Here is a 25,850-nt window from a genome sequence, read left to right on the forward strand (position 1 = left end):
TTTCGATTGAGGGCCAGTTGCAGGCCTCAGGCGTTGTTCGAGCCGTTGCTGGCTTCCAGCTTCTCGGTCGGCGCGGCATGCTCGGCCGGTGCCTTGCCGCTGCCACCCGCCTTGCCATTGTCGGCCGGCGCCGCGCGCACGCCGAGCAGCTGGCGCAGGCGGGCACGCTCGGCCAGCACCTTGGCGCCGTAGCCGCCATCGGTCGCCGTGGTGGCGCCGACGTAGTACTTCAGGCCACCCTCGATCGAGCCGGCGCGGGCGATGCAGTCCTTCAGCACCAGCGCGCCGATCTTGATGTTGGCGTACGGGTTCAGCGCCGCGGCGACGCCGCCCACGGCCTCGTACTTGTCCTGGTGGACCTTGGTCATGACCTGCATCAGGCCCTGCGCGCCCACGCCGCTCTCGGCGTACGGGTTGAAGCTGGACTCGATCGCGATCACGCCCAGGATCAGCAGCGGGTCGATGCCGACCTCACGGCCGGTCAGGTAGGCTGCCTTGACCAGTTGCGCGGTGGCCTGCGCCGCCACGCGGTACTTGCGGGCGATGTATTCGGCCACGGCCGCCTGCTCGCGCGCGGTGCCGAGCGTGGCAGTGCTGCGGGCGTCCGCCGCCACGCGCGTGACCGGGATGCGCTCGGCCAGGTGCGCCACCGAAGGCACCTTGGCATTCGCCGCCAGGCCATATTCGTCCACGCCCGAAACCGTCGGCAGGCCGCCCTTGCCGCGTGCCAGACGAGCAGCCGCGGCGTCGGCCGACAGCGCCGGCACGGCTGTGCTGGCCATGGCCGGCGCGGCTTCCTTGGCCGCTACCTTGGCCGGCATGGCGGCGCTGACCAGCACCGACGGTGCTTCGTCGCCAGCCAGCAGTGCCGCCAGCGTGGTGCGCCATTCCTGGCTCAGCCACAGCGACACGGCCGAGACGACCGCTACCACGCCAAGACTGTTCAGCGCGTACTTCAGCGTTGTGCGGCCACCGCGCAACGCGCGGCCCGCGACCGGATGCGCGAGACGGACCTGCAATGCCCGACTCACTCCGGGTACCGGCTGTCGGAGGCGAACCTGCAAGGCGCGCCCGATGCCGGGAAGATGAAGGGTTTTCCAACCGCTCATGCTTACCTCCATCCGTTGCCCGCTTCGCATGCCAGACTGCGGCATACGCCCGATCTCAACGTACTCAAGTAAGGATGCCGCGCCGTCTAGCAGTGACAGCCAAGCATCTGTTGGCAGGCGCTCCCCATGCGCCCAACTGGAAACAGGGTCGACTCTGGGGGAGCCCACCCTGCCACGACTAATCTCGACAACCGCAAAACGCTCCGGCTCCCTGCCGGAGGCAACCGCCTCGGCCCGCTTTGCATCGGGCCGGTAACCTCGGTCTGTTCGATCTGACTGGAGCGAATCGTGCGATCCCCCTGCACTTTTTCTATGTGCACCCCTTGACACAAGGGTGAAATCTATGTTGCGACGCAACACTCCATCAGCAAGACCGGATTGTAGGAACGGTGTTATACCTCGTCAAGAATAAGAATAACGATTCACACTACTTTTAGTTATTTGTAACAAGGCTAATCTTGTCGTGCCGGCGTCACTCGTTGGCCCGCAAACGTAGGCCACGCCTGAGTTCGCCGTCCTTGGCGCTGCGCTTGCAGCGACAAAAAACTTACAATTTGCCCCACCCTGATTCGCTTATTTTTTTGCTGCGGCGCCGGTCTATGTGTATCGTCACCGACTTGGATGCCGTCTTGCGTCGGCCGCACACGGCCTGCGCCACAACCGAATTCACTATGCAATACAAAGACTTGCGCGACTTCATCGGCCAGCTCGAGAACATGGGCGAGTTGCGCCGCATCAATCGTCCGGTTTCGCCCAACCTGGAAATGACCGAGGTCTGCGACCGGCTGCTGCGTGACGGCGGCCCCGCGGTACTATTCGAGCGGCCCGCCGGCGCGCGCGCCGGTGACGGTATCTATAGCGTCCCGGTACTGGCCAATCTGTTCGGCACGACACACAGGGTCGCGCTCGGCATGGGCGCCGAATCGATGGAAGACCTGCGCGACATCGGCCGCGTCCTGTCAGCCCTGAAGGAACCTGAGCCGCCGCGCGGACTGCGCGAAGCCGGCAAGCTTTTCACGCTCGCCAAATCTGTGTGGGATATGGCACCAAAGCGCGTCAGCAGCCCGGCCTGCCAGGAGGTGGTTTGGGAAGGCAATGACGTCGACCTTGCGCGCCTGCCGATCCAGACCTGCTGGCCCGGCGACGCCGCGCCGCTGATCACCTGGGGCCTGGTCGTCACCAAGGGCCCGCACAAGAAGCGCCAGAACCTGGGCATCTACCGCCAGCAGGTGATCGGCCGCAACCAGGTCATCATGCGCTGGCTGGCGCACCGCGGCGGCGCGCTCGACTTCCGCGAGCATGCGCTGGCCAACCCTGGCAAGCCGTTCCCGATCGCCGTGGCGCTGGGCGCCGACCCCGCCACCATCCTGGGCGCGGTGACGCCGGTGCCCGATACGCTGTCCGAGTACCAGTTCGCCGGCCTGCTGCGCGGCAGCCGCACCGCGCTGGCCGGCTGCGTCACGCCGACCCTGTCCGAACTGAGCGTGCCCGCGTCGGCCGAGATCGTGCTGGAAGGCCATATCCAGCCCGACCCCAACCACCCGTCCGGCTACCAGCATGCGCTGGAAGGCCCGTTCGGCGACCACACCGGCTACTACAACGAGCAGGACTGGTTCCCGGTGTTCACGATCGACCGCATCACCATGCGGCGCGACCCGATCTACCACTCCACCTACACCGGCAAGCCGCCCGACGAGCCCGCCGTGCTGGGCGTGGCGCTGAACGAGGTGTTCGTGCCGCTGCTGCAGAAGCAGTTCCCCGAGATCACCGACTTCTACCTGCCGCCGGAAGGCTGCAGCTACCGCATGGCGCTGGTGCGGATGAAGAAGCAGTACGCCGGCCATGCCAAGCGCGTGATGTTCGGCGTCTGGAGCTTCCTGCGCCAGTTCATGTATACGAAGTTCATCGTCGTGGTCGACGACGACATCGACGTGCGCGACTGGAAGGAAGTGATCTGGGCCATCACCACGCGCGTCGACCCCAGCCGCGACACGGTGCTGGTCGACAACACGCCGATCGACTACCTCGACTTCGCCTCGCCGGTGTCCGGCCTGGGTTCCAAGATGGGTATCGACGCCACCGACAAGTGGCCCGGCGAGACCACGCGCGAATGGGGCACGCCGATTGCCATGGATGCGGCGGTGAAGGCCAGGGTGGACACCATGTGGGAAAGCCTGTTCGACCGGTCCGCGGGCACCTGACCGGCAACCGGCTCCATCCCCGGCTATCATGTCACGCTGATGCCCGGGTGCCGCCACAGGCGCCCGGGATCTCCATCGCCACCATCCGATGCCCGCGACAGACGGGCGCAAGGAGGAGACATGCGCAGCACCGCCCCTCTCGCCGAAGGGAACCTGATGTGGATGCCGTCCGGGGCGTTCCGCGACAGCAGCCAGATCGCCGCCTTCCTGCGCTGGCTGCGCGCCGAGCGCGGCCTCGCCTTTGACGACTACGACAGCCTGTGGCAGTGGTCGGTCACCGAGCTGGAGGCCTTCTGGGACGCGGTGCGCGCCTACTTCGACGTCCGCTTCGACACGCCCGCGGCGCAGGTGCTGGACAAGCGCACCATGCCGGGCGCGCGCTGGTTCGACGGCGCCACGCTGAACTACGTGCAGCAGGTGTTCCGCCACGCCGGCTCCGGCGCGGCCCGCGAGCGCACCGCCATCCGTTACGCCGGCGAAGCGCAGCCGCTGGCGGATCTCAGCTGGGCCGCGCTCGAAGCGCAAGTCGCCTCGCTGGCGCACGCGCTGCGCCAGATGGGCGTGCGGCGTGGAGACCGCGTCGCCGGCTACCTTCCCAATATCCCCGCCACCATCATCGCCTTCCTGGCCACCGCCAGCCTGGGCGCGGTGTGGTCCGGCTGCGCGCCCGACATGGGGCAGGTGGCGGTGATCGACCGCTTCCGCCAGATCGAGCCGAAGGTGCTGATCGCCGTCAACGGCTACCGCTACGGCGGCAAGGTCTACCCGCGCGGCGCAGTGGTGGCGGACCTGGTCGCCGCCCTGCCCTCGCTGACCGACCTGGTGCTGGTGCCGCAGGTGGACGGCAATGTGCCAGCGCTTCCCGGCATACGCACCCACGCATGGCCTGACGTGCTCGCCCACGACGTCCCGCTGGCAATCGAACCGGTGCCGTTCGACCATCCGCTGTGGATCGTCTATTCCTCCGGCACCACCGGCATGCCCAAGCCGATCGTGCATGGCCACGGCGGCATCGTCATCGAGCAACTCAAGCTGATGGCGTTCCACAACAACCTCGGCCCGGACGACGTCTTCCACTGGTACAGCAGCAGCGGCTGGATCATGTGGAACGCGCAGGTGGCGGGCCTGCTGCTCGGCACCACCATCGCGCTCTACGACGGCAACCCGGCCTGGCCCGACGCCGGCGTGCTGTGGCGCTTTGTCGACGATGCCGGCGTGACCATGTTCGGCGCCGGCGCGGCATTCTTCACCAGTTGCATGAAGGCGGGCATCGAGCCGGCACGGATCGCCGACCTGTCGCGGCTGCGCGGGCTGGGCTCGACCGGCTCGCCGCTGCCGGTCGAGGCCTACGACTGGATCTACCGCCACGTGCGCGAAGACATCTGGCTGGTGCCGATGTCGGGCGGCACCGACTTTGCCGGCTCGTTCGTGGCGGGTTGCCCGCTGCTGCCGGTCTATTCGGGCGAGATGCAGTGCCGCTGCCTCGGCGCCAGGGTGGAGGCGTTCGACGACAACGGCCAGCCGCTGCTCGACCAGGTCGGCGAACTGGTCTGCACCGAGCCGATGCCGTCGATGCCGCTGTACCTGTGGGGCGATGCCGATGGTAAGCGCTACCGCGACAGCTATTTCGACACCTATCCCGGCGTTTGGCGGCATGGCGACTGGATCAGGATCACGCCGCGCGGCGGCGCGGTGATTTACGGGCGCTCGGACGCCACCATCAACCGCCACGGCATCCGCATGGGCACCAGCGAGCTGTACCGCGTGGTGGAAGACCTGCCGGAAGTGCTCGACAGCATGGTGGTCGACCTGGAATACCTGGGCCGGGAGTCATACATGCCGCTGTTCGTGGTGCTGCGCGAAGGGCTGGTGCTGGACGAGACCTTGCGCGACACCCTGCGCGCACGCATCCGCGAGGCCCTGTCGTCGCGCCACGTGCCCAACGAGATCGTGCAGGTGCCGGGCGTGCCGCGCACGCTGTCGGGCAAGAAGATGGAAGTACCGGTCAAGAAGCTGCTGCTGGGCCATGCGCCCGCCAGCATCGCCAACCGCGATGCCATGGCCAACCCGGATACGCTGGACTGGTACTTCGACTACGCCGCGCGTTTCCTGCAGGCGCGGCAAGCCGAGTCCGCCACGGCATAGGCGCGGCGGCGGCCGCTAGAACTCGACGTCCAGCTCGCTGATCTCGTCGGGTTCCGCGCGCGCCGCCGTGATCCACTCCTGCAGTTCCGGCATCGCCAGGATCTGCTTGCAGTAGGCGACCGGTTCCGGGTCGAGCATCACGCCGTAGGTGACGAAGCGCGTCACCACCGGCGCGTACATGGCGTCGGCCATGGTGCGCGTGCCGAACAGGTAGGGGCCACCGTAGCGCGTCAGGCACTCGGTCCAGATGGCGGTGATGCGGTCGATGTCCGCCTGGGCGCGCGACCACACCTTCATCCCCGGGAAATTCCCCTTCAGGTTCATCGGCAGCGCCGAGCGCATCGCCGCAAACCCGGAATGCATCTCGCCACAGATGGCGCGGCAATGCGCGCGCGCTGCGCGGTCCTCGGGCAGCAGGCCGGCCTTGGGGCGGATCTCGTTCAGGTATTCGGCGATGGCCAGCGTGTCCCATACCGTGACGCCCTGATGGCGCAGGCAAGGCACCAGGATCGACGGCGACAGCAGCAGGATTTCGGCGCGCGCGGCGGCATCGTCCGGCGGGACCAGCACTTCCTCGAACTCCAGGCCGGCAAAGCGGGCCAGCAGCCAGCCGCGCAGCGACCATGACGAATAGGTCTTGCTGCTGATGGTGAGTGTGGTCTTGCTCATCACGCCTCCTTAGCGGCGCACTTGAACGGTGCGTTCGTGCGGCACATATGGCACCAGTCTGATGCCAGCGCCCCGGCGCGCATCATGAGGCGGTGCCCCGCCGTTCGGCAGGCGCAGCCGGCACAACTTTACGCATGCCCCCGCAGCCTTCCGCGTGGCACCGCGCAAAGCGCATGCCAGGCGCGCGCCGATGGCATATATATTGCGGCATGGGAACACCAGAACCACGAGGGCCCAGCCATGCTGTACCACGCGTACCAGACCTACGCGGACATGATACTGCCGGCGTGCACGCTGGCGGAACTGGCCGCCGCGACGCTGGCCGCCCACCCCCGGGCGACCAGCTTCGACGCCGTACGCACGCTGCAGGCCGCCTGCGAGATCATCGCGCTCGGGCGCCTGACGCACCACCGTCCGGCCTTCGGCATTGACAGCGCCATGGTTGCAGGCCGACCGGTGCCGGTCACCGAGGAAGTGGTGCTGCGCACGCCGTTCTGCTCGCTGCTGCACTTCCGCCGCCAGGGCATCGGCGGCCAGCCGCGCGTGCTGCTGGTGGCGCCGATGTCCGGCCACTTTGCCACGCTGTTGCGCGGCACCGCGCAGACCATGCTGGCCGACCACGACGTCTATATCACCGACTGGCACAACCCGCGCGATATCCCGCTGATGGCCGGACGCTTCGGCTTCGATGAATTCGTGCAGCACCTGATCCACTTCCTGCAGGCGCTTGGCGGCGGCACGCACGTGGTGGCGGTGTGCCAGCCCACGGTGGCCGCACTGGCGGCGGCGGCGATCATGGCCGAGGACGGCGACCCGGCCCAGCCGCCCAGCCTGACTCTGATGGCCGGCCCGATCGACGCGCGGGTCAACCCGACCAAGGTCAACGAACTGGCCATCAGCCAGCCGATCGACTGGTTCGAGCGCACACTGATCAGCCTGGTGCCACTGCGCTTTGCCGGGGCGATGCGGCGCGTCTATCCGGGCCATGTGCAGCTGCTGGCCTTCATGAACATGAACCTGGAGCGCCATGAGCAGGCGCTGCGCGAACTCTACGCCTATCGCGAGCGCGGCGAGCATGACAAGGCCGACGCCATCCGCGACTTCTATATCGAATACTTCGCCACCATGGACCTGACGGCGGAGTTCTACCTGGAAACCGTCAGCCTGGTGTTCCAGCGCTTCCTGCTGGCGCAGGGCCTGCTCGACGTGGCCGGTCGCCGCGTGTGCACAAGCGCCATCCGCCACACGGCGCTGCTCACGGTAGAGGGCGAGCGCGACGACATCTGCGCCATCGGCCAGACCATGGCCGCGCAGGATCTCTGCCCGAGCCTGCGGCCATACATGCGCACGCATCATGTGCAGACCGGGGTCGGCCACTACGGGGTGTTCAACGGCAAGCGCTGGGAGACACAGGTGTACCCACTGGTGCGCAATACGATCTACACCAGTAGCTGACGCCGGCGCGCCGCGGGCACTGCGATGCGGTGGCTTATCATGGCGGCTGCACGCGCCGGCGCGGCGCCTTCGACCACCATGCCACTGCTTCCGACACAAGACTTCCAGGGCCAGACGCTGGTCCGCGTCGGCGATGCCGACAACTTCATGCTGCTCGCTCCGCAACACGGCGGCCGCCTGGTGCGCTGGGTGCATCGCGGCGAGGACATCCTGTACTGGCCCGACAACGCCGACTGGAGCCGCCCTGCCAAGGTACGCGGCGGCAATCCGCTGCTATTTCCATTTATCGGCCGGCACTTCGTCGACAGCGTCGCCGGGCAGTGGCGCGATCGGCAAGGCACCCTGCGGACGCTGGCGCAGCACGGCTTTGCGCGCGACCTGCCGTTCGACGTCACCGCGATCGATGCAGCCGGGTCAGTCACGATGACGCTGCGTGACAGTGTGCAGACACGGCCGGGCTACCCCTATGCATTTGTGTTCGACGCGGTGTACGCGCTGCTGCCCGACGGGCTGGAGGTCACGCTGCGCACCACCAACACCGGGGACCAGTCGCTACCCTGCTATCCCGGCCACCACTTCTACTTTGCGCTGCCGCACGCGCAGCGCGCCGCGTCGACACTGGCCTTGCCGCCGGCCGATCGCGTGCGCCAGCTGCCCGATGGCACTCCCGGTCCGGGCGATGCGGGCGAGCCCGCCTACCGGCTCGACGACCCGCGCCTGCAGGACACCTACCATGTGTTCCGCGGCGGTGCCGGCGCCATGCTGTCCATGCCGGGGCGCACCATCTCCTTCGAACTGGACGTTGCCGGCAGCGTGCCGTGGCACGCCGTGACGACGTGGTCCGAAAGCGAACAGTCTGATTTCTATTGCGTGGAACCTTGGGTGGGATTGCCCGATGCGATCCACCACGGCCAAGGGCTGCGCTGGCTCGCGCCGGGCCAGTCGGAAAGCGCCGTGTGCCGGCTGCGGGTGACGGCCTGAGGCAAAGCGACGGGGCGGCGGCTCAGTGTTCGCTCAGTGTTCAAAGTCCAGCCCGCCGATCAGAATGGCCGGATCCGCCTGCGACAACGAGCCAAAATCGATGCCGCGCGGCTCCTGCCACGCGCGCAGCTTGCCCGGCAGTGCCGCCAGGTAGCCGGCAAAGCGCGCCTCGCCACCAGCGGCGAACAGCCGCTGCACCTCCAGGCCATCCCACGCCAGCGTGACATCGAGCGGATAGGCATGGCGCCGCAGTTCCGCCGGTCCGTCGCCCGTCATGCGCAGACTCGGGGGACGGTTCGGCGCCTCGGCAGGCAAGGCATGCAACTGCACGCGCCGGTGCAGCTTGGCGATGGCGTCGACGATGCGAGGCAAGCATTCCGCTTCAAAGCGGGCGTAGAAGTCCGTGGTCAAGGTCGGCCGTCCTGACGTTGCGAGTCGGAGGCGCCGGCTGCCCGGTATGGCGCGCCGGCGCTGCCAGCCACTATACGCCGCCGTGCGCGCCAGCGGACGACCGGTACACCTGGAAGCCCAGCCCCGGCGACTGCACCTCGGTCTCCCCCTCCTGCAACGTCACCGGCCGCAGGCTGCCGTTCGCCATCGATTCCGCCGCAAACTCCGCGATGTTGCGTAGCCGGGCCGCCGGGATGCCGCGCGCGCTGAGTCGCGCTTCCAGCGCTGCCGCCGTACTGCCGGCCACGGCCCGCGCAATCGCCTGCTTCAGCGCGGCCGGGTCACGCGCGCGCACGAAGGCAGGCAAGGCGCCTGCATCAAGCGGAGCCTCGAACAGCGCCGGGTCCCGTGCGAGGTCGCCCTGCCCGAGCACATCCAGCAGCGCCAGCAACTGCCGCGGCGTATTGGCGCCAATGGCAAGCCAGCCGTCCTGCGTGCGAAAGAAATCCGCCGACGGGCTGCCCGAGTAGCCCTGGTTGCCTTGCCGGACCGGCACCGAGCCGGTGGTCATGGCATCGCAAGTCATTGGGTACATCAGCTGCATGCCCGCGGTTGCCATCGACACATCGAGCAGCATGCCGTGCCCGCTGCGCTCGCTTTCGCGCACACCCGCCAGGATCGCAAGGGCCGCCAGCATGCCGGTCGCCGAATCGATCACCGGGAAGCCCGTCTTCAGCGGCGGATCGCCTTCGCTGCCGCCCATCCAGGCCATGCCGGTGGCGGCCTGGACCACATGGTCGTACGCCGGCCGGCCATGCCAGTCCGGCGCACCGCGGCCAAACCCGGAAATGCTGCAATAGACCACGCGCGGATTGCGCGCGCGCACCGCCTCGTAGCCCAGGCCGAAGCGCTCGAGCACGCCGGGCCGCAGGTTGTCGACAAAGACGTCGCAGCGGCTGGCCAGCTCCAGTGCGTGCTCGCGCCCGGCTTCGTCCGACAGGTCCAGCGCCAGCGACGACTTGCCTGCATTGAGCGCGACAAAGGCGGCATGGCCCCGGCCGGCGCGGCGCATCACGTCGCCGCCGCCGGCATGCTCGACCTTGGTGACCTGCGCGCCCAGCTGCGACAGCAGGAACGTGGCGAACGGCCCGGCGATCACATGCGAGAAGTCGAGCACGCTGATGCCGGACAGCGGTGCAAAGGCGGTATGTTGGGTAAGCGTCATGGCGGGCCTTATTCGATGGTGATGCGGTTCTTGTCGATGACGCGGCGCATGCGCGCGCTCTCGTCGGCGACCAGCCTCGAAAATGCTTCGGGCGTCGGCGTCGGCGCGATCACCGCGCCCATTTCGGTGTAGAGCCGGCGCAGGCCGGGATCGTCCAGCGCCTTCAGGATCGCGGCATGCAACCGAACCACGATCGGCGCCGGCAGGTTGGGCGGCGCCCACACGCCGCTCCACGCATCGAGGTCGAGATCCTTGCGCCCGAGCGCTTCGTCCAGCGTCGGCACCTGCGGCAGCGCGGCGGCGCGGCTGGCCGACGTCACCGCCAGCGCGCGGACCTTGCCAGCGCCGAGCTGTGGCAGAGCCGTCGTCGCCACGGGGAAGCCGAACTGGGTATCGCCCTTGAGCAGCGACGGCACGATTTCCACCGAGCCCTTGTACGGCACGTGCACCACGTCGATCCCCGCGGCCGCAGCGAACGCCGCGCCCGACACATGCGCCGCCGAGCCGATCCCGCCGGAAGCGAAGTTCAGCGCGCCCGGCGCCCGCCGTGCCGCTGCAACGAGATCGGCCACGGTCCGATACGGCGAGCCGGCGCTGACTATCAGCACCGCCGGGCTGACGCCGACGCGAACGATGTGGGTGAATGCCGCGGGATCGAATTTCGCGCCCGGCTGCAACAGCTTCTGCGTCACGTGGGTGGAAGCGCCAAGCATCAGGGTGTAGCCATCGGCCGGCTGCTGCGCAACGAACTCGGCCGCCAGGATGCCGCCGGCCCCCACCTTGTTCTCGACCACGACCGGCTGGCCGAGCTGTTTCGCCAGCACCTCGGCCAGCTTGCGGGTCTGGATGTCGGGCCCGCCGCCGGCCGCGTAGGGCACGACCAGCCGTATCGGCCGGCTTGGATAAGGCTGTGCCGCGCGGCTTACGCCGGACAGGCCCAGTGCGCCGGCGGCCGGCAGGGCCAGCATCGACTTCAGCAGCAGGCGGCGCATGGGGCTGCGCCCGCCGGGATTGGTTTGCATCGCAGGTCTCCTCACTGGTTTGACCCGATTGTCCGGCCCGACGTCATTCGAAACAATTATCCAGTTCTGATAGAGCCATCACGATTTGTTATGAGCAAAGCCCCTTCCGCACCGGCATCGCCAAACCGCATCGACCGGCTGCGCATCCGGCACCTGCGGTTGCTGGACCTCGTCGCTCGCAGCGGCTCGCTGACCGCAGCGGGCGAAGCGCTGCACATCAGCCAGCCCGCCGTCACCAAGATGCTGCAGGAGCTGGAGCAGGCCTTCGGCTGCCGGCTGATCGAGCGCACCACGCGCGGCGGGCGCCTGACAACGGCGGGCGAACGCGCGCTGGAACGGCTGCGGGTGGTGCTGGGGGCGATCGATGCCGCCAGCGAGGCGCTGCAGGCCAGCCCGGAAGTGCCGCTGGTGCGGCTGGGCATGCTGCCGCTGGTGGGCGTCGAGGTGCTGCCGAAAGTGGTCGCGCTGCTGCGCAGCCACGGCACGCTGCCCCGGCTGGCCGTGCGCGAACATACCGTGGGCGGCCTGACCGCATTGCTCGGCGACGGTGAACTGGACTGCGTGATCGGGCGGCTGCAGAAGGAAGACGTCGACCAGCTCCAGGCGCAGTTGCACATCACGCCATTGCGGGACGAATACCTGGCAGTCGCCTGCGCACCCGACCACGTGCTGGCCCGGCGCCGCGATATTACGCTGGCCGACCTGCACGCCGGTCCATGGATCCTGCCACCGCGCGGCACCCACACCCGCGACGTATTCGAGCAACCCTTCCTGAATGCAGGGCAACTGCCGCCGACGCCGCATATCGAATCGGCCTCCTTCCACAGCAACCTGGCCATGACTGCCGCAGGCGGTTTTCTTACCGTGGCGCCAGCAAGCGCGCTTGCTCCCTATGTGGCGATGTCGATGGTGCAGGAAGTGCGGCTGCGCACGCAGCTCGCCTCTGGGCGGCTGGTTTTCATCACGCCAGCGGATACTGAGACGCCGCCCGCCGTTACGGCTCTACGGCAGGCCCTGGAAGCGGTGGCGCGCGAGCCCGCGCAACCGACGGGGCGCTCGCCGCGCCGCTGACCGCGCGCCGCACCCCCCAAATAGCTTCGTTATGGTGCGATGCAAACTGGCAAATTGCAGGTGCCGGCCGCGCCCACGCAAGGTCCCCGTTTAGGACCAGTGGAGACAGTTGATGACATGGACACTAGGCAACTGGCCACGATGCTGCTTGGCAGCGGCGCCGCGCAGGCACAGGCGATCGGCCCCGGCTTGTTCGACATGATGGCGGTACGTGACGAAAGCACGCTCGCGTCGGTGATTTCCCGCGCGATGCCGTGGTGCCCTGCTGGGCGTGTCCCCGCAAGCGCGATATCGTACTGCGCTTCGAAGGTCGCGATGTCGTCGCGGGCCTTGGCAAGTCCATAGTCCAACATAGCCTCCACCGAAAGAAACAACGCCGCTCCCAAATTCAGTTCATAGAGCACGGTCGGAGATTCGGACGCATCGGCGCGCCGTTGGTAGCTGCGCTGGTGTATCGCACGGCATTGCCAGCACCTTGGCCGGCCCGCCCTCATCGGATTTCGGTTTGGCCTGGATCTAAACCCGATGCTGGGGCACTGTGCATCCCGGCGCGCATGCCGAGCATGCCTGGACTATGGCGTGGATGTGCTCAAAGGCTCGCCGGATTCCATGCAGTGGTAGAGGTCCACCTGTCGCATCGGCACCTGACGGGATACCGTGGACCTACCGTTCGCAGCTCATATTCGGCCATGTGAAATCCGAGCGGCCGTTGGTGAAAATTGAGCCACATAGTGATACGGCGGCAGACCGGGATGCCGGTGTTTTCGCCAAAGTCGAATTCCACCTGATAGTGGCCGGCAAGCACTCATTCAGGAAGTTCCTGAACCACCTTGGCGATCATCTGGTTAAACACTGACAAACACACTTGTACTAGCCCCCTGCGTCATTGAAATGGCACCGGTCGAATTCGTCGCGATGTATCGTCGTACTTCCACTTGTTGAGAGTGGCCCTGGCTCATTGCCATTTCTTCGTGCGACGATGCAGCAGTCCTCGCACCCTCGCACGGTTCGTTGCCGGGCTTAATGAGACACGTACGGAGCAGACTATGACACGTCTGGCCAAACGTTCAGATGCACCATCACGCGGATGCAGCCCAACTCGCGTAGGTACGCCAAGGTCTTTTCCAGCCGATCAAATCGGTGCGGGCACTCACGAGACGAGCGCAACCACTGGTAACCATTGATGCGCACGTGCCAGCCTTCCGGCGTCTGCAACAGCTCGACAAATCCCACTAGACCACGCTCAAGCGAGGCCATGAACTGGTGTTCTAACAGGTTGGGCAAAGTATCTCTCCTTCGCAAAAAACATCGAATTAGGTCAAAGGAAATTCGCATCGCAGCCTCCGAATGGGCAGCAGCGTGGGTTTTATTGAGCAGGGCCACAGCAACGCGTTAGCGGCCCAGATAAACGGCAGTAATCTCCTCGCGATTGTGACCGAGCTCTCCTGAAACCTGCAGTCGCGCTGAACGATCTACAGCCCGCTGTTGCTGCGTGAGCTCTGCTGAAACTGGGCCACCTGCGGCAGGAGCTGGCCAGCCAGTGAGCTGCTGGTAACGACGCTGTGCATACGCATGCCGAAGTCCATGTAACTTCGACAGGCCAGCCTTTTCAACCGCCGACTTATAGCGATGAAGCTGATCGACATACTTGAGATCCTTAGGAATCATCGACCCGCTTTCACAGAAGGCAGTCGCACGCGCAAGTACGGCCCGCTGATGCTCATCGGTGATAGGTATAGCGCGTGCCCGACCTCCCTTACACCACGTTGGCCCGAGGTGAATCTCCTGCACTACATCCGCCGTCAGACCTGCCAGCGCATATTTCGCCTGAAACTTGAGGCACTCCTCTCGACGCAGGCCAAAGGCCTGCTGCAACTCGACAGAACAGCGCAGACGCTCGTCGGCAATCTTCTCAAGATCCCCCGACGTGAGCACCAGTGCCTTCGAAATGTTGGTGACATAGCGGCGCCTACCAATACCCGACTCGGCATTGGTGCGTGGGACGCAATTTTGCTTGCCAACCTTCTCTGCCCACCACCGCACATGTGACATACGGTTTTTCATGGTGCCCACAACAATACCGGAGGCCTTCCAGCGCTCAACCAACGCGGCAACATGTTTTGGCTTCAACCCGGTAGCGGGAAGCGTCCGGAAGCCCATATCTTTAAGGTCATGAGCCACCTGTGCGAGCACTTCCCTGCGGGCCGCTCGGGTCGCATACGAGCCATCACGATTGCGCTCAACCAGGCGCATTAGGTCAGCAAATATATCGATCTTCATCGGGATCCTCACTTGGTCAGTCTTAACGTTGGTCAGTGTTAACTGCGGCTGGCTAAACCAGCCCTAGCACCGTGACCCTTGGGTACGCGGTACGGGTACAACGACCAGCCTCGGCATTACCAGCCGGCCTGTGCGTCCCGTCGGGCACACACAGACGTTCTGGCGACAACATGCCGGGGCTACGTGAGGCGGAGCCCTATGTCCACCTTCATTGCTTTCCAAACGGGCAACCGGTTGGTTCCGTTGGATGTCTGCTTTGAGAGTGCAGACGAACTCGCCAGAAGAGTTCTGGCTATGCTCAGATGTGCTGAGGAAATAAGGAGAGGGGAAGGGCGTTGCCCCCTTATCGACGCTGCCGGATACGGCAATAGCGAAAGGGCAAGAATGACGTGACAGCGAGGCATGCGAAGCCCTCGGCTAAGGTCAGGAAAGGCGGGAAAGGGAATGACCTCCGCAACTGCTACGGTACGGAGCACCATCGAAGGATGGTTGACCAGAAATTGGACGGACTTAGACAGCCCAGCCGATCAGCCAAAAAATGTAGACGGGTTATGACTAGAACAGTAGTTACAGCGCCAACCGCCTCACCACATAGTAGTCACGCCACGTCCAGCTGTGGCACGCAATGCCAATGTCGATGCCCAAAGGGCGAGAAGTGCTCAGTAGATTAATGTGTCACATCGATTTTGGCAAGCCCGTCAATATCCCGTGCTGCCATTCGGAGACCCTCTCGTGTTATCGGACTGCCTGCGCAGCAGTCAACGGGGTCCATACACGGGATGATTTGGAACAAACACCCCACCTCAAGGAGGGTCGCAAGGGCGCGAATTACGCATTAAATGACGGCGATGGGCTATTAGGACAAATCGTGATCTGCACAATCCTGACGACATCGACAACGGCAGCCTCGCAGATGGCGCTCTTCGCGCTCTTTCTCCTGAGCGCGAAGACCGTTCCGAGCAACCCAAATGAAGAAGGCCGCGATGGGGGCCCCTATCACCAAGACAGCCAAACCGATCGTCATAGCAATCCTCCCGAACTTCAGTGTGAAATATAGGGATATAGCTCCTGCCTAACAGCGTAAATGCGGCTCGACAGAAAGAGGGGACGTGCTAGGCTGAATTCGAAGCGCAGCACCTGGTTTCGTATCCTGCGCCAGTAGCAAGGCAACATGCCCTTACCCTGCCAGTAGGCAGTACAGGCGGCAACACATTGCACAGCTGACTGATAGTGGGCGAGCTTGCCCTCCTCGTATTGCAGGTAGGCTGCCACGAGCGAGTGGAGTTGCACTGCAATAGCCTCCTGGGAAGCCGGAAGGCGAAATGGCCGATGCGCCAAGGTAGCGCCTAAGGTGTGGTACGGTGCAGCCGCCCGGGCGAGATTGCCGGCGTGGTGCGCCGTGTGCCAGAGGACAAACATGCCGCTCATGGTAAGAGTTGGTCCGGTTCGGCGCCGCCAAGGATACCGACGCAGACGTAGCATAGCCAATTCGGCCCAAAATGTCACGATTAGTGTGTGGCCGATTAGTGTTCATGCTTTGACAGTGGGGGGGTATGAAAAGAACCCTACGCCATCGCTTCGGCAAGCGAATACGTGAACTTCGGCAAGCCACCGGCCTCTCCCAAGAAGCATTTGCGGACCATGTAGGCTTTGCGCGTACCTACATGAGCCGTATCGAAACCGGCGCTGCCAACCCCTCGCTGGATGCGATCGAAACACTGGCCACGGCGCTTCAGATTAGCGTGGCTGAACTCTTCAGTACGCTATGAGCGTAGTGATCTGGGCGACATGAGCGTGACCGGATTTACGCCGGGTCCGCGGGCATTTGCCGCGACCGCTGCCGACCAGCGCAGCCTGATCGCCGTGCGCGCGGAGCGGCTGGACGGCTACAGGAAGGCGGACGCGATCGCCGAGGGAATCGAGTCGGACGACGATGGCTGAAAGTCCTACGCTGGTGGCTCTTGTGTACGGCCTTTTCCTACCACCAGCTACGCATCGCTATGAGACAGCATCAGCCGCTGCGCGACGCCATGTCCTGACAGGCACCTGGTGGTCAAGCAACCCCAGAAGGGCGACCCTGCGCATCCATCATCGGCGAGCTAAAGCCGCGCCTGGACCGGATCAAGGTCCACAAGGCCGGGTTCGATGTCAGCGAAATCTACCTGCTGGTCAACGAACGCGGCCTAAAGCTGAGCCAGCCGGTGCTGCTGGCACTTCCAAAACGCCAAGGACACCACAGTGTAGGAATGCCCCGGCCACGCAGAGCGCCTGGTTAACTTCTGGACGTATGATCTGCGCGCGAAGGCCGCAGTGACCAGAGGGGGCAACGCCGCTGCGGCCGACCTGCTTGGGCATGCCGACGTAGGCACCACTAAGCGCCACTACTCGCGGCGCGGGAAACGGGTGACGCCGACGAAGTGAATTGCGGAGCGGAGGTTCAGTTGCTGAGCATGGACCGCTGCCAGAATCGTGCTAGAATCCGCTCCCAACAAGCCATAGCGGGCGTCGTATAATGGCCATTACCTTAGCTTCCCAAGCTAAAGACGTGGGTTCGATTCCCATCGCCCGCTCCACCTCAAGTCGAGACAAGCCGCCATTGCCACCGTTAACACTGTTACGGTGATCTGCCCGGCGGCTTTTTTGTTGCCATGCTTCCCCAAGACCCCAGCACCGGACCTACGCCGTCCGATGACGCCACGCCGGTGGACAACGCCCAGCAGCCGTCCGCCCCCTCTCCTGCCGATCCCGAAGGCGTCGCGCATCCGCGCCGCATCCGCTCGTTCGTGCGCCGTGCCGGCCGCACGTCGACCGGGCAGCAGCGCGCCATCGATGAAGTCGGTCCGCGCATGCTGGTGCCGTACGCGCCACAGCCGCTGGACTGGGAAGCCACGTTCAGCCGCAAGGCGCCGTCGATCCTGGAGATCGGCTTCGGCATGGGCGAGACCACCGCGCATATCGCCGGGTTGCGGCCGCAGGACAATTTCCTGGGTTGCGAGGTGCATGAACCCGGCGTCGGCGCCCTGCTCAAGCTGATCGACGAGCGCGGCCTGGAGAACGTCCGAATCCTGCAGCACGACGCGGTCGAGGTCATCGCCCACATGCTGACCGACGACTGCCTGGACGGCGTGCATATCTATTTCCCGGATCCGTGGCACAAGAAGCGCCATAACAAGCGCCGGCTGGTGCAGCCGCCGCTGGTGAAGCTGCTGGCGGCCCGACTGAAGCCGGGTGGCTATATCCACTGCGCCACCGACTGGGAAGAGTACGCGCACCAGATGGTCGAGGTGCTGGCGGGTGAACCGCTGCTGGAGAACACCTCCGGCGCGGCGGATGGCTTTTCCGAGCGGCCGGACTACCGGCCGGTGACCAAGTTCGAGCGCCGCGGCGTGCGGCTCGGGCATGGGGTGTGGGACGTGGTGTTCCGCAAGCGCGCCTGAAGGCAGGCACGCAAGGCTGTCAAGTCCTGACATAGGTTGACAGGTTCTGCTGGGTCATTTGAACCTAGCAACCCATAGCAACGGACGCCCGATGAACCTCATCGGGCGTTTTGTATTTCAGGGCTTGATGGGGGCGTTCACGGTTATAGATCTCAACTGACTCCCTTACCATGCGAGCCGCTTGCTGCAGATCAGCCGGTCGGTTCAGCAGGAATTCGCTCTTGAGGATGCCGTTGATGCGCTCTGCCATGGCGTTCTGGTAGCAGTCGTAGCCGTCGGTCATGGAACAGGTCAGGCCATGCCGCTGATGGATGGCCTGGTAGTAGGTGGCGCAGTATTGAATTCCTCGGTCCGAATGGTGCACCAGCGCCTGCCGGGACTGGCGCGAGCGTAGCGCCATCTTCAGCGCCTGGCTTACTTGCTCGGTCTGCAGGCCGTCATGGACGTGGTAGCCCACGATCTTTCGCGACCAGGCATCCGTGACGAGGCTCAGATAGACCGTCTGCCCGGCGGTGGGAAGTGGAGTAAGAGACAGGGCGTAGTCGGACTATTTCCCTGTCTCTCCTCCCCGAACCGGACTTGCGCCTCTCAACGCATCCGGCTCTCCGTTCAAGTGTTGCTCATAGCAAAGGCAACATCGGGGTAGCGCGACTCGATGGTACGGCGTGTCTCATCGCGCAGGATGTACGGATTTTCTGTCAGGGTTCGCCAGGTAAAACGACCTTTGCGACTGGTAACGAGACGCCGAAGCGCCACTACCCCATACCATCCCCGACTGTTCTGGCCTTGTAACACCCATGTTGTAGCCTGTCCCGGCTCCGGCGCTCGAATGTAGTCGCGCATCAGCGACCTGAACCCGCGCCGATACTTGCGCGCGAGCCAGTATCCGAGTTTCCAGAAGACCGTTCGGTCTACTTTCTTGAACATGGTGGCCGTGTAGTCGGTGTATTGATAGAAGGCAGCCCAGCCAGCGATCTGCCGATTCAGGCTTTCCATCAGGTCCATCCGGTTCATGCTGTAGTTGCCCGACAGTTGCTTGACGAGCCGCCCGGCAAAGCCCCGATACTTCTCCCACGGTATGGACGTCACAGGCCGCATGCGGCCGCGTGGACCACGCTTGCGAATGATCCGGTGACCGAGGAAGACAAAGCCGTCGTTCACATGCGTGATATGGGTCTTCTCCATATTCAGCGTGAGCTTCAGCTCGCCTTCGAGGAACCCACGGCATGCTTCACGCACTGTCTCAGCATGTTCACGAGTCCCCTTGACCACGATCACAAAGTCATCCGCATACCGGCAGTAGGCGATAGCTGGTTTCCACTGCCGGTTTTCTCGAACAGTAATGGGTCGCTGTTTAAGAATGGCGAAGTTCCATGCCCACCGATCCTTCCGCACCTTCTTGTTCAGGTAGTTCCGCTCCATCCACGCATCGAATTCATGCAACATGATGTTGGATAACAGGGGCGAGATGACACCGCCCTGAGGAACGCCTTCACTCGATGCACGAAACAGCTCGCGATCAACACAGCCCGCCTTGATGAACTTCCAGAGCAGGGCAAGAAAGCGCTGATCGGCAATCCGCTTGCGAATCCCCTTCATGAGCAGGCGATGATGAACCGTATCAAAGTAGCTGGCGAGGTCGCCCTCGATAACCCAGCGTCCCGCCGTACTTTGTTCACCGCTGTCTTGTAGCTGGAGCTTCACCGCGCGAATCGCGTGATGTACGCTACGGGCAGGCCTAAAGCCATATGAAGCCGGGTGGAAATCGCTCTCCCATATCGGCTCCATCGCCATCAACATTGCCCGTTGCACGATCCGATCCCGCAGGCTCGGTATGCCAAGCGGCCTGAGCTTGCCGTTCGCTTTCGGTATGTACACGCGTCGCGCAGGCAGCGGACTGTACGAGCCCGCCAACAGCTCTTCACGTATCGCCGCCAATTCATGCTGGAGATTCGCTTCCAGCCTGCATTTGTCGACCCCGTCAACGCCCGGCGTGCGAGCTCCGCTGGAGGCCAGCGTAATGCGAGCCGCTTCGCTCAGCCAACTTCTGTCGGCAATCAATCTCAGGAGGCGATCGAACTTGCGCTCTTTGTTCTCCGTTGACCATGTCGCCAGTTTGCTTTGCATTTCACTGATTATCAAAGGTCTTCACCTCACTATGGTCAGCTAATCAACCAAACAAACCACTTCAACTGCCTCCCTTCGCCATGTGGCCGGCTTTCCCGGCCTCGGACTACTACGGAGGCTCCGCCAGTTTGCACATCATCGGGGGCACACTCCCTTGGCATCTGTGCAAACCTTCCCCAGTTCACATGCTGGACTCAACGCATGGGCGAGGTTGCCTGTCGCAGTCTTTATCCTTGCTTGCCGCAAGTCGTCGCGAACACCACGGTCTAGTTGCGCGCTCCCCGTGGCTCCCTGCTGCTGGGCTTATATATCCAAGTAGCATTCGTGTCGCCGGCCCATACCTGTACCCGGCGGCAGTCCGCGTCCTGCCTGTAAAGCGGTGTAGGCAGGGGTGACATTTCAACCCTCAGATGCGTTTCAACAGGTTCGTGTTCCTCAACCGTCCCATGCTCAGCCTAGAGACTCATCTTGGCGTAACCGCTTCGCCGCAAGTCCCGTTTCCCACGGACTACGTCACCCTGCCAGTGTCAGCAGGTCACCGCCGCTTCGGCTCACTTCCCCTCGCAGCAGAGGAAGGGCATGCCCGGTACTGCAACGTCAATTCCACCGGGTCCTGCATTCCATACATGCTCAAGCAGCTTCACCCCCAGACGGGCGGGCTACGCTGGCTGGGCGTACGATACGTAATGTCAGCCACCCAGACCTGTTCGGCGGCGGTAGGCACCACCTTCTGCGGCCCGTCCTTGAGTAGGTTGGGATGGCGTCGGAAGCGGTGATGGCTGTTGGTGGTCTTGTGATACGCCCGATGCGGCTTCACAAGCAGCCGCGCCGCGCGCAGGACATCGAACAGCCGATCACGGCCCACTCGGATATCCGCCTTCTCCAACGGCACCTGCAGCACCCGCTGCAGTTTGCGAGTGCCTATGCGCGGCTGGCGCAGTCGCACCTCGGTGACCAGCGCGCAAATCCTGGCATCCCGGGCGGCCTGCCTAAGCTCACTGTCGCGGCGCTTGTAGTATGCCTGGCGGCTGATGCCGAAGTAACGGCAAGCCCTGCTAACGCTTAGCCCTTGGATGAGCTCTTGCGCGAGGACTTGCCCGAAGGCTTTTTTACGATGCGAACCCCGTGCTCCTTCTGAATCACGTCGATCACCGTCTCGAACAGCCGCGCTTTCTCCTGCGCTTCGCGCAACTGAGCCTCCAGCTCCTTGATCCGCTGCTCAGGGGTACGGGGCTTGGCTTTGTCTTGTTTTCCCATCGTGGCGTACCGGGTGCCCTGTGGCAACGTGCCGCTCCAGTCCTGTAGTCCGTGCTTGCGTAACCATACCAGCACCGTGGACCGGCCCTGGATTCCATACTTGCTTTGCGCCTGCTTGTACGTCAACTCGCCTCTTTCTACTTCCTCCACAACCGCCAGCTTAAAAGCCAGCGTGTAATCACGCTGGGTTCGCTTTCGATCCGTCTCCAAGGCACTCTCCTCGTCACAGCCAGAAAAGTGTCAACCTTATTCAGGACGGGTCAGGCGCAAACAAAAAAGCGTGGCAAGTGCCACGCTTTTTTGTTGTCCGGATGTGTGCCGCTTATGCGTGCCAGGACACCAGGCCGGAGTAAGCGGTAAACAGCACCACGATGCCGAAGGCAATGCGATACCACGCAAACGGCTTGAAATCGTGCGTGGCGACAAAGCGCAGCAGCCAGCGCACGCACAGGAACGCGGACAGGAAGGCGAAGACAAAGCCGACGGCGAAGACGCCGAGGTCATCCCCGTTCAGCAGTGCGCGCGCCTTGTACAGTTCATAGACCGTCGCGCCGAAGATCACCGGGATCGCGAGGAAGAACGAGAACTCGGTCGCCACCTGGCGCGACAGCCCGAACAGCATGCCGCCGATGATGGTGGCGCCCGAGCGCGAGGTGCCCGGCACCAGCGCGAAGCACTGCGCCAGGCCCACCTTGAGGGCATCGCGCCAGTTCAGATCATCGACCGATTCGATGCGCGGCGCGCCCGCCTTGGCCGCCTCCAGCAGCGCATTGCCCTGCGGGTGCGAAACCGTGCCGCGGCGCGCGTCGCGCCACTCGGCCAGCAGGATCACCACGCCGCCGACGATAAAGGCCAGCGCCACCGAGATCGGGTTGAACAGGTGTGCCTTGATCCATTTGCCGAAGATAAAGGCCAATACGATTGCCGGCGCACTCGCGATCACCACGTTGATGGCAAAGCGCTGCGCCTTTGGCTCCGATCCAAGGCCGCGCACCACGTTGGCGATGCGGGCGCGGAATTCCCAGCAGACTGCCAGGATGGCACCGAACTGGATCACGATCTCGAAGATCTTGCCCTTCTCGTCGTTGAAGTCGAGCAGTTGGCCCGCCAGGATCAGGTGGCCGGTGCTCGAGATGGGAAGGAACTCGGTCAGTCCTTCGACAATGCCGAGGATCACGGCTTTCAGGGCAAGTGCGATTTCCATGCGGAACGGAGAAACGTTGTCATCGGCGTGCCCGGCATGCGCCGGACCGCCTGGTTTGTTGTTCGAGCGCCCGGATACCCGAGGGCGATCAGGGACGGTTGACCTTGACGTTGATGCCGTCAGGCAAAACGGTGATTGTACCGGGCTCGACTTGCGAGCCGGCAACCCGCAACTGGTCTTCGCGGAAGGTATAGAGCGGATAGCCCTGCAGCAGTTGCTCGGCCAGGATGCCGCCCAGCGCACTGAACTGACGCGAAAACTGTGCCGGCATGCCCTGGACGTCGAAGCGCTGCACTTCGGGGTCCTGCAGCACCACCGAGCGCGTGGGGGCGTCATAGCGCAACCCGCTGTCCAGCGCGAAGCGCCCCGTCAGCGCCTGGCGGAAAAACAGCTTGTTGTCGATGGTGGCGTCGAACTGCACATTGACGCGGTTGCGCACCGAGTCCAGCGTCAGCTGCGGATTGGTGAGCTGGATATCGAACAGCTCCATATAGCGCTTGTTGAACGGGAACTTGCGTTCCAGCGCAGCCTGCAGCTGGCTTTGCGAGAACGTGTACTCGTTGCGGAACGCGCCGCAGGCGGCGAGGCCGACGGCCAGCGCGGCCGTGCCAGCGACGGCCAGCCAGCGCCGTCGGGATGTCCGGATCATGTTGCCTCCGAGTTCAGGAGTTGGGACGGGCGCGCCGGCACGGTGGCCGATGTCACCCGCGCGAGCCGGGCCGGGCAGGCGTGGCCTGCGGCGCGGTCAGGATTTCGAGTCGGGTCAGCCAGTGCAACGCGGCTTCGCGCGTGTCTCCGCACATTTCCGCCGAAGGCTTCAGCCCGGCACAGAACGCCGGCCGGTCAGGCCGGCCGAACACCGCACAGCGCATGTCAGGCAGCAGCTGCGCGCACGGCACGCCCGCGGGCTTGCCCTCCGGCATGCCGGGCAAGGCCGAGGCAATCGATGGGGCAATACAACAGGCGCCGCAGCCAGCGCGGCAGGAAAGGTGTGACCGGCAACTCATCGCAATAGTTCAGGGAACGCCGCGCATGCCATGGCAGGCAAGGCGGCTGACATCAAGGCGCCATTGTGCCCGAAGGGCCGCGATCGTCCTGTAAGAAAAGGAAAACGCCGCGTGCGCGATCGCACCGGCACAGCGCCGCAAGTCGTGCCTTGCGCGGCCTCTGCATCACATGTCTCGGATTCGCCTCGGTGAGTACCCTAGCCCGCCCCGGCCGCGCTTGACCCTCACATGACCCTACTCTACATTAATGACCCACAAGTTATTAACATCCAGCCACCGCCCCACCGTGCCCCGCAGTCCTCGCAAGACACCCGTGAAAACACCCGCCGAACCGCACAAGGAGGCCGATGTCCCGCGCTGGAGCCGGCGCAAGGCCGCGCGCCCGCAGGAGCTGGTGGCGGCGGCGCTCGACCTGTTCGTCGAGCGCGGCTACGCGGCCACGCGGCTGGAAGACGTGGCGGCCGCTGCGGGAGTGTCCAAGGGCACGGTCTACCTGTACTTCGCCAACAAGGAAGAGCTGTTCAAGTCCGTGGTGCGCGCAAACCTGGTCCCGACCCTGTCGCGCGGCACCGAGCTGGTCGACCGCTACGAGGGCAGCACCCCGGAACTGCTGCGCGAGTTGCTGCGCGGCTGGTGGGGCCTGATCGGCGCCACGCCGGTGGCGGGCCTGACCAAGCTGATCATGGCCGAGTCGGCCAACTTTCCCGACATCGCCCGTTTCTATAACGAAGAGGTAATGGTGCCGGGCGACGAACTGTTCGCCAGGGTGCTGGCGCGCGGCGTGGCACGCGGCGAATTCCGCCCGATGCCGGCCAACCCGACCACCACGCTGATCTGCGCCCCGCTGGTGTTCCTGATGATGTGGCAGCGCGCGCTGCGTGCCACCTCTGAAAAAGACATCGACCCCGAAGCCTTCCTCGACAACCTGCTCGACATGCTGCTGTTCGGCTTGACCACCGGCGAGGCGCGCGAGCGCCCGTTGCCGCCGCAGCAAGGCCCGTACGTGTGGGAGCGCATCCGCGACGAGATGCTGGCGCAAGGCGCCGACGTTGTGGACGGCACTGGGGACGACGGAAGGGACGGCGGAAGGGACGGCGATGCCGCCAACGACCCGGGCACGCGCCCGGTGAAGCCAACATGAAACGAAAGACCCTGCTGATCGCCGTGGCCTGCGCCATCGTGGTCGTGAGCGCCGTGGCTGCCGTGCGCAAGGCCAGCAGCGCGCGCCAGCCGCAACCGCCAGTACAGGCCGCCGCGAACGTGGTGGAATTCCTGCAGACCGATCTCGTCAACGTGGGCCGCCAGGACCTGCAGGTGTCGCTGCCGCTGTCAGGCAGCCTGCGCGCACTGAACCAGGCGTCGGTCAAGGCCAAGGTCTCGGGCGAAGTGCAGCAGGTGCTGGTGCGCGAAGGCGAGCCGGTGCGCGCCGGCCAGGTGATCGCTCGCATCGACCCGACCGAATACGAGGCCAAGGTGGCGCAGGCCCGCGGGCAGATGCTGGCCATGCAGGGGCAGTTCCATAACTCGCGCCAGACGTGGGAGCGCAACCGCGAGCTGGTCGGCAAGGGCTTTATCTCGAAGACCGCGTTTGACAAGTTCCAGTCCGACCTGGACGTGGCCCGCGCCAATCTCGATGCCGCGCAGGGCGGCCTGGCAGTGGCACAGAAGGCGCTGGCCGACACCGTGGTCAAGGCGCCGCTCGACGGCATGGTCGCCGCGCGCGCGGCGCAGCCGGGCGAAAAGGTGTCGCCCGATACGCGCCTGGTAGACGTGGTCGACCTGCGCGTGCTGGAACTCGAAGCGCCGGTGCCGATGGCCGACGTGGCGCGCGCCAGCGTCGGCCAGGCGGTCGAGCTCGACGTGGAAGGCGCCGGGCGTTTTACCGGCAAGCTGGTGCGGATCAACCCGTCCGTGATGCAGGGCACGCGCAGCATCATGGTCTATGTCCGTGTGGAAAATGCCGACGCGAAGCTGCGCGCGGGCATGTTCGCGCGCGGCGCGCTGGTGCTTGGAGAGCGGTCCGCCGTGGTGGCCGTGCCCGTCTCGGCGGTGCGCATGGAAGGCGAGCGCGCCTTCGTCTACGCCATCGACAAGGACGTGCTGGCCGAACGCGCGGTGCAACTGGGCGTGCGCGACGAAGGCAGCGGGCTGGTGGAGATCGTCTCCGGCCTCGACGCCGGCACCGAGATCGTGCGCACCAACCTCGGCACGCTGCGCAGCGGCAGCCAGGTGCGGCGCGTGAAGGCCTGAAGCTTAGCCACAGAACGGAA

Annotated in this window: 22 protein-coding genes, 1 tRNA gene and 2 pseudogenes; 11 read left to right on the top strand and 14 right to left on the bottom strand. The window is 64.7% G+C overall.

Annotation, left to right across the window (positions count from 1 at the left end; translation table 11 throughout):
* Window positions 1-26 precede the first annotated feature (26 nt).
* Window positions 27-1,109 carry a lytic transglycosylase domain-containing protein gene (locus tag CTP10_RS12555; protein ID WP_116320768.1) on the bottom strand — a complete coding sequence of 361 codons (1,083 nt, stop codon included), beginning with the start codon at window positions 1,107-1,109 and terminating at the stop codon, window positions 27-29.
* 671 nt (window positions 1,110-1,780) lie between these two features.
* Here CTP10_RS12555 and ubiD point away from each other — a divergent pair.
* Window positions 1,781-3,310 carry a 4-hydroxy-3-polyprenylbenzoate decarboxylase gene (gene ubiD / locus CTP10_RS12560; RefSeq protein WP_116320917.1) on the top strand — a complete coding sequence of 510 codons (1,530 nt, stop codon included), beginning with the start codon at window positions 1,781-1,783 and terminating at the stop codon, window positions 3,308-3,310.
* 120 nt (window positions 3,311-3,430) lie between these two features.
* Window positions 3,431-5,455, top strand: a complete 2,025-nt coding sequence (locus tag CTP10_RS12565; protein ID WP_116320767.1) for an acetoacetate--CoA ligase — start codon at window positions 3,431-3,433, stop codon at window positions 5,453-5,455.
* A 15-nt stretch (window positions 5,456-5,470) separates the two neighbouring features.
* Here the strand turns inward: CTP10_RS12565 and CTP10_RS12570 are convergent, their stop codons facing one another.
* On the bottom strand, window positions 5,471-6,124 hold the full coding sequence (locus CTP10_RS12570) for a glutathione S-transferase family protein (RefSeq protein ID WP_116320766.1): 654 nt from the start codon (window positions 6,122-6,124) through the stop codon (window positions 5,471-5,473).
* A 240-nt stretch (window positions 6,125-6,364) separates the two neighbouring features.
* Here CTP10_RS12570 and CTP10_RS12575 point away from each other — a divergent pair, with 240 nt between their 5' ends.
* Window positions 6,365-7,579: a polyhydroxyalkanoate depolymerase gene (locus tag CTP10_RS12575; RefSeq protein ID WP_116320765.1), complete on the top strand. Its 1,215-nt coding sequence runs from the start codon at window positions 6,365-6,367 to the stop codon at window positions 7,577-7,579.
* A gap of 78 nt (window positions 7,580-7,657) precedes the next feature.
* Window positions 7,658-8,560 carry an aldose epimerase family protein gene (locus CTP10_RS12580; RefSeq protein ID WP_116320916.1) on the top strand — a complete coding sequence of 301 codons (903 nt, stop codon included), beginning with the start codon at window positions 7,658-7,660 and terminating at the stop codon, window positions 8,558-8,560.
* Between the two features lie 33 nt (window positions 8,561-8,593).
* Here the strand turns inward: CTP10_RS12580 and CTP10_RS12585 are convergent, their stop codons facing one another.
* The 3 genes from CTP10_RS12585 to CTP10_RS12595 all read right to left on the bottom strand — a co-directional run bounded on the left by CTP10_RS12585 (window position 8,594) and on the right by CTP10_RS12595 (window position 11,197).
* Entirely contained in the window at window positions 8,594-8,971 is a 378-nt protein-coding gene (locus CTP10_RS12585; RefSeq protein WP_116320764.1) for a DUF5594 family protein, read from the bottom strand.
* A 70-nt stretch (window positions 8,972-9,041) separates the two neighbouring features.
* On the bottom strand, window positions 9,042-10,175 hold the full coding sequence (locus CTP10_RS12590) for a CoA transferase (RefSeq protein WP_116320763.1): 1,134 nt from the start codon (window positions 10,173-10,175) through the stop codon (window positions 9,042-9,044).
* A gap of 8 nt (window positions 10,176-10,183) precedes the next feature.
* Window positions 10,184-11,197, bottom strand: a complete 1,014-nt coding sequence (locus CTP10_RS12595; RefSeq protein WP_233528195.1) for a Bug family tripartite tricarboxylate transporter substrate binding protein — start codon at window positions 11,195-11,197, stop codon at window positions 10,184-10,186.
* 90 nt (window positions 11,198-11,287) lie between these two features.
* On the opposite strand from CTP10_RS12595, the gene CTP10_RS12600 reads away from it, so the two are divergent.
* On the top strand, window positions 11,288-12,268 hold the full coding sequence (locus CTP10_RS12600; RefSeq protein WP_116320762.1) for a LysR family transcriptional regulator: 981 nt from the start codon (window positions 11,288-11,290) through the stop codon (window positions 12,266-12,268).
* Window positions 12,269-12,297: 29 nt separating this feature from the next.
* On the opposite strand, the gene CTP10_RS12605 is transcribed toward CTP10_RS12600, so the two are convergent.
* The 3 genes from CTP10_RS12605 to CTP10_RS12615 form a co-directional block, all read right to left on the bottom strand.
* Window positions 12,298-12,672, bottom strand: coding sequence for a hypothetical protein (locus CTP10_RS12605; RefSeq protein ID WP_147316221.1), 375 nt, complete (start codon window positions 12,670-12,672; stop codon window positions 12,298-12,300).
* Between the two features lie 640 nt (window positions 12,673-13,312).
* The gene (locus CTP10_RS12610) at window positions 13,313-13,552 is read right to left on the bottom strand and encodes a hypothetical protein (protein WP_116320760.1); all 240 of its coding nucleotides are present in this window, start codon (window positions 13,550-13,552) and stop codon (window positions 13,313-13,315) included.
* Window positions 13,553-13,660: 108 nt separating this feature from the next.
* Window positions 13,661-14,548 carry a phage integrase N-terminal domain-containing protein gene (locus CTP10_RS12615; RefSeq protein WP_116320759.1) on the bottom strand — a complete coding sequence of 296 codons (888 nt, stop codon included), beginning with the start codon at window positions 14,546-14,548 and terminating at the stop codon, window positions 13,661-13,663.
* A gap of 1,553 nt (window positions 14,549-16,101) precedes the next feature.
* Between CTP10_RS12615 and CTP10_RS12620 the strand changes: the two genes are divergently transcribed.
* The 4 genes from CTP10_RS12620 (at window position 16,102) to trmB (ending at window position 17,985) form a co-directional block, all read left to right on the top strand.
* Complete coding sequence (locus CTP10_RS12620) at window positions 16,102-16,317, top strand: helix-turn-helix domain-containing protein (protein WP_116320757.1); 216 nt, start codon at window positions 16,102-16,104, stop codon at window positions 16,315-16,317.
* Between the two features lie 19 nt (window positions 16,318-16,336).
* Window positions 16,337-16,489 carry a hypothetical protein gene (locus CTP10_RS12625; protein WP_158577674.1) on the top strand — a complete coding sequence of 51 codons (153 nt, stop codon included), beginning with the start codon at window positions 16,337-16,339 and terminating at the stop codon, window positions 16,487-16,489.
* Between the two features lie 557 nt (window positions 16,490-17,046).
* A tRNA-Gly gene (locus CTP10_RS12630) sits at window positions 17,047-17,121 on the top strand.
* Window positions 17,122-17,196: 75 nt separating this feature from the next.
* Complete coding sequence (gene trmB, locus CTP10_RS12635) at window positions 17,197-17,985, top strand: tRNA (guanosine(46)-N7)-methyltransferase TrmB (RefSeq protein ID WP_116320756.1); 789 nt, start codon at window positions 17,197-17,199, stop codon at window positions 17,983-17,985.
* Window positions 17,986-18,049: 64 nt separating this feature from the next.
* Here trmB and CTP10_RS12640 read toward each other — a convergent pair.
* The 6 genes and pseudogenes from CTP10_RS12640 to CTP10_RS12665 all read right to left on the bottom strand — a co-directional run.
* Window positions 18,050-18,526, bottom strand: a pseudogene (locus CTP10_RS12640) (IS3 family transposase); the annotation flags it as partial.
* A gap of 68 nt (window positions 18,527-18,594) precedes the next feature.
* Window positions 18,595-20,112 carry a group II intron reverse transcriptase/maturase gene (gene ltrA, locus CTP10_RS12645; RefSeq protein ID WP_116324054.1) on the bottom strand — a complete coding sequence of 506 codons (1,518 nt, stop codon included), beginning with the start codon at window positions 20,110-20,112 and terminating at the stop codon, window positions 18,595-18,597.
* Window positions 20,113-20,791: 679 nt separating this feature from the next.
* A pseudogene (locus CTP10_RS12650) lies at window positions 20,792-21,579 on the bottom strand (IS3 family transposase); the annotation flags it as partial.
* A 112-nt stretch (window positions 21,580-21,691) separates the two neighbouring features.
* Window positions 21,692-22,573 carry an undecaprenyl-diphosphate phosphatase gene (locus tag CTP10_RS12655; RefSeq protein WP_116317883.1) on the bottom strand — a complete coding sequence of 294 codons (882 nt, stop codon included), beginning with the start codon at window positions 22,571-22,573 and terminating at the stop codon, window positions 21,692-21,694.
* Between the two features lie 88 nt (window positions 22,574-22,661).
* The gene (locus CTP10_RS12660) at window positions 22,662-23,222 is read right to left on the bottom strand and encodes a DUF1439 domain-containing protein (RefSeq protein WP_116317884.1); all 561 of its coding nucleotides are present in this window, start codon (window positions 23,220-23,222) and stop codon (window positions 22,662-22,664) included.
* A gap of 52 nt (window positions 23,223-23,274) precedes the next feature.
* A complete protein-coding gene (locus tag CTP10_RS12665) occupies window positions 23,275-23,580 on the bottom strand; it encodes a YkgJ family cysteine cluster protein (RefSeq protein ID WP_116317885.1) in 306 nt (101 codons plus the stop codon).
* 286 nt (window positions 23,581-23,866) lie between these two features.
* Here CTP10_RS12665 and CTP10_RS12670 point away from each other — a divergent pair, with 286 nt between their 5' ends.
* Window positions 23,867-24,721 carry a TetR/AcrR family transcriptional regulator gene (locus CTP10_RS12670; protein WP_116317886.1) on the top strand — a complete coding sequence of 285 codons (855 nt, stop codon included), beginning with the start codon at window positions 23,867-23,869 and terminating at the stop codon, window positions 24,719-24,721.
* Window positions 24,718-25,830, top strand: a complete 1,113-nt coding sequence (locus CTP10_RS12675; RefSeq protein WP_116317887.1) for an efflux RND transporter periplasmic adaptor subunit — start codon at window positions 24,718-24,720, stop codon at window positions 25,828-25,830. The genes CTP10_RS12670 and CTP10_RS12675 overlap by 4 nt, the downstream gene beginning before the upstream one ends.
* The last annotated feature ends 20 nt before the right edge of the window (window positions 25,831-25,850 follow it).

It is taken from the genome of Cupriavidus sp. P-10, from assembly GCF_003402535.2.
Taxonomy (GTDB): Bacteria; Pseudomonadota; Gammaproteobacteria; order Burkholderiales; family Burkholderiaceae; genus Cupriavidus.

What these genes read in the sequence shown, in the direction of transcription:
- CTP10_RS12600 (WP_116320762.1), top strand. Translation starts at nt 11,288, where the DNA reads ATGAGCAAAGCCCCTTCCGCACCGGCATCGCCAAACCGCATCGACCGG.
- CTP10_RS12555 (WP_116320768.1), bottom strand. Translation starts at nt 1,109, where the DNA reads ATGAGCGGTTGGAAAACCCTTCATCTTCCCGGCATCGGGCGCGCCTTG.
- CTP10_RS12615 (WP_116320759.1), bottom strand. Translation starts at nt 14,548, where the DNA reads ATGAAGATCGATATATTTGCTGACCTAATGCGCCTGGTTGAGCGCAAT.
- CTP10_RS12655 (WP_116317883.1), bottom strand. Translation starts at nt 22,573, where the DNA reads ATGGAAATCGCACTTGCCCTGAAAGCCGTGATCCTCGGCATTGTCGAA.
- CTP10_RS12565 (WP_116320767.1), top strand. Translation starts at nt 3,431, where the DNA reads ATGCGCAGCACCGCCCCTCTCGCCGAAGGGAACCTGATGTGGATGCCG.
- trmB (WP_116320756.1), top strand. Translation starts at nt 17,197, where the DNA reads ATGCTTCCCCAAGACCCCAGCACCGGACCTACGCCGTCCGATGACGCC.
- CTP10_RS12625 (WP_158577674.1), top strand. Translation starts at nt 16,337, where the DNA reads ATGAGCGTGACCGGATTTACGCCGGGTCCGCGGGCATTTGCCGCGACC.
- CTP10_RS12620 (WP_116320757.1), top strand. Translation starts at nt 16,102, where the DNA reads ATGAAAAGAACCCTACGCCATCGCTTCGGCAAGCGAATACGTGAACTT.
- CTP10_RS12595 (WP_233528195.1), bottom strand. Translation starts at nt 11,197, where the DNA reads ATGCAAACCAATCCCGGCGGGCGCAGCCCCATGCGCCGCCTGCTGCTG.
- CTP10_RS12575 (WP_116320765.1), top strand. Translation starts at nt 6,365, where the DNA reads ATGCTGTACCACGCGTACCAGACCTACGCGGACATGATACTGCCGGCG.
- CTP10_RS12665 (WP_116317885.1), bottom strand. Translation starts at nt 23,580, where the DNA reads ATGAGTTGCCGGTCACACCTTTCCTGCCGCGCTGGCTGCGGCGCCTGT.
- CTP10_RS12675 (WP_116317887.1), top strand. Translation starts at nt 24,718, where the DNA reads ATGAAACGAAAGACCCTGCTGATCGCCGTGGCCTGCGCCATCGTGGTC.
- ltrA (WP_116324054.1), bottom strand. Translation starts at nt 20,112, where the DNA reads ATGCAAAGCAAACTGGCGACATGGTCAACGGAGAACAAAGAGCGCAAG.
- CTP10_RS12590 (WP_116320763.1), bottom strand. Translation starts at nt 10,175, where the DNA reads ATGACGCTTACCCAACATACCGCCTTTGCACCGCTGTCCGGCATCAGC.
- CTP10_RS12660 (WP_116317884.1), bottom strand. Translation starts at nt 23,222, where the DNA reads ATGATCCGGACATCCCGACGGCGCTGGCTGGCCGTCGCTGGCACGGCC.
- CTP10_RS12580 (WP_116320916.1), top strand. Translation starts at nt 7,658, where the DNA reads ATGCCACTGCTTCCGACACAAGACTTCCAGGGCCAGACGCTGGTCCGC.
- CTP10_RS12570 (WP_116320766.1), bottom strand. Translation starts at nt 6,124, where the DNA reads ATGAGCAAGACCACACTCACCATCAGCAGCAAGACCTATTCGTCATGG.
- ubiD (WP_116320917.1), top strand. Translation starts at nt 1,781, where the DNA reads ATGCAATACAAAGACTTGCGCGACTTCATCGGCCAGCTCGAGAACATG.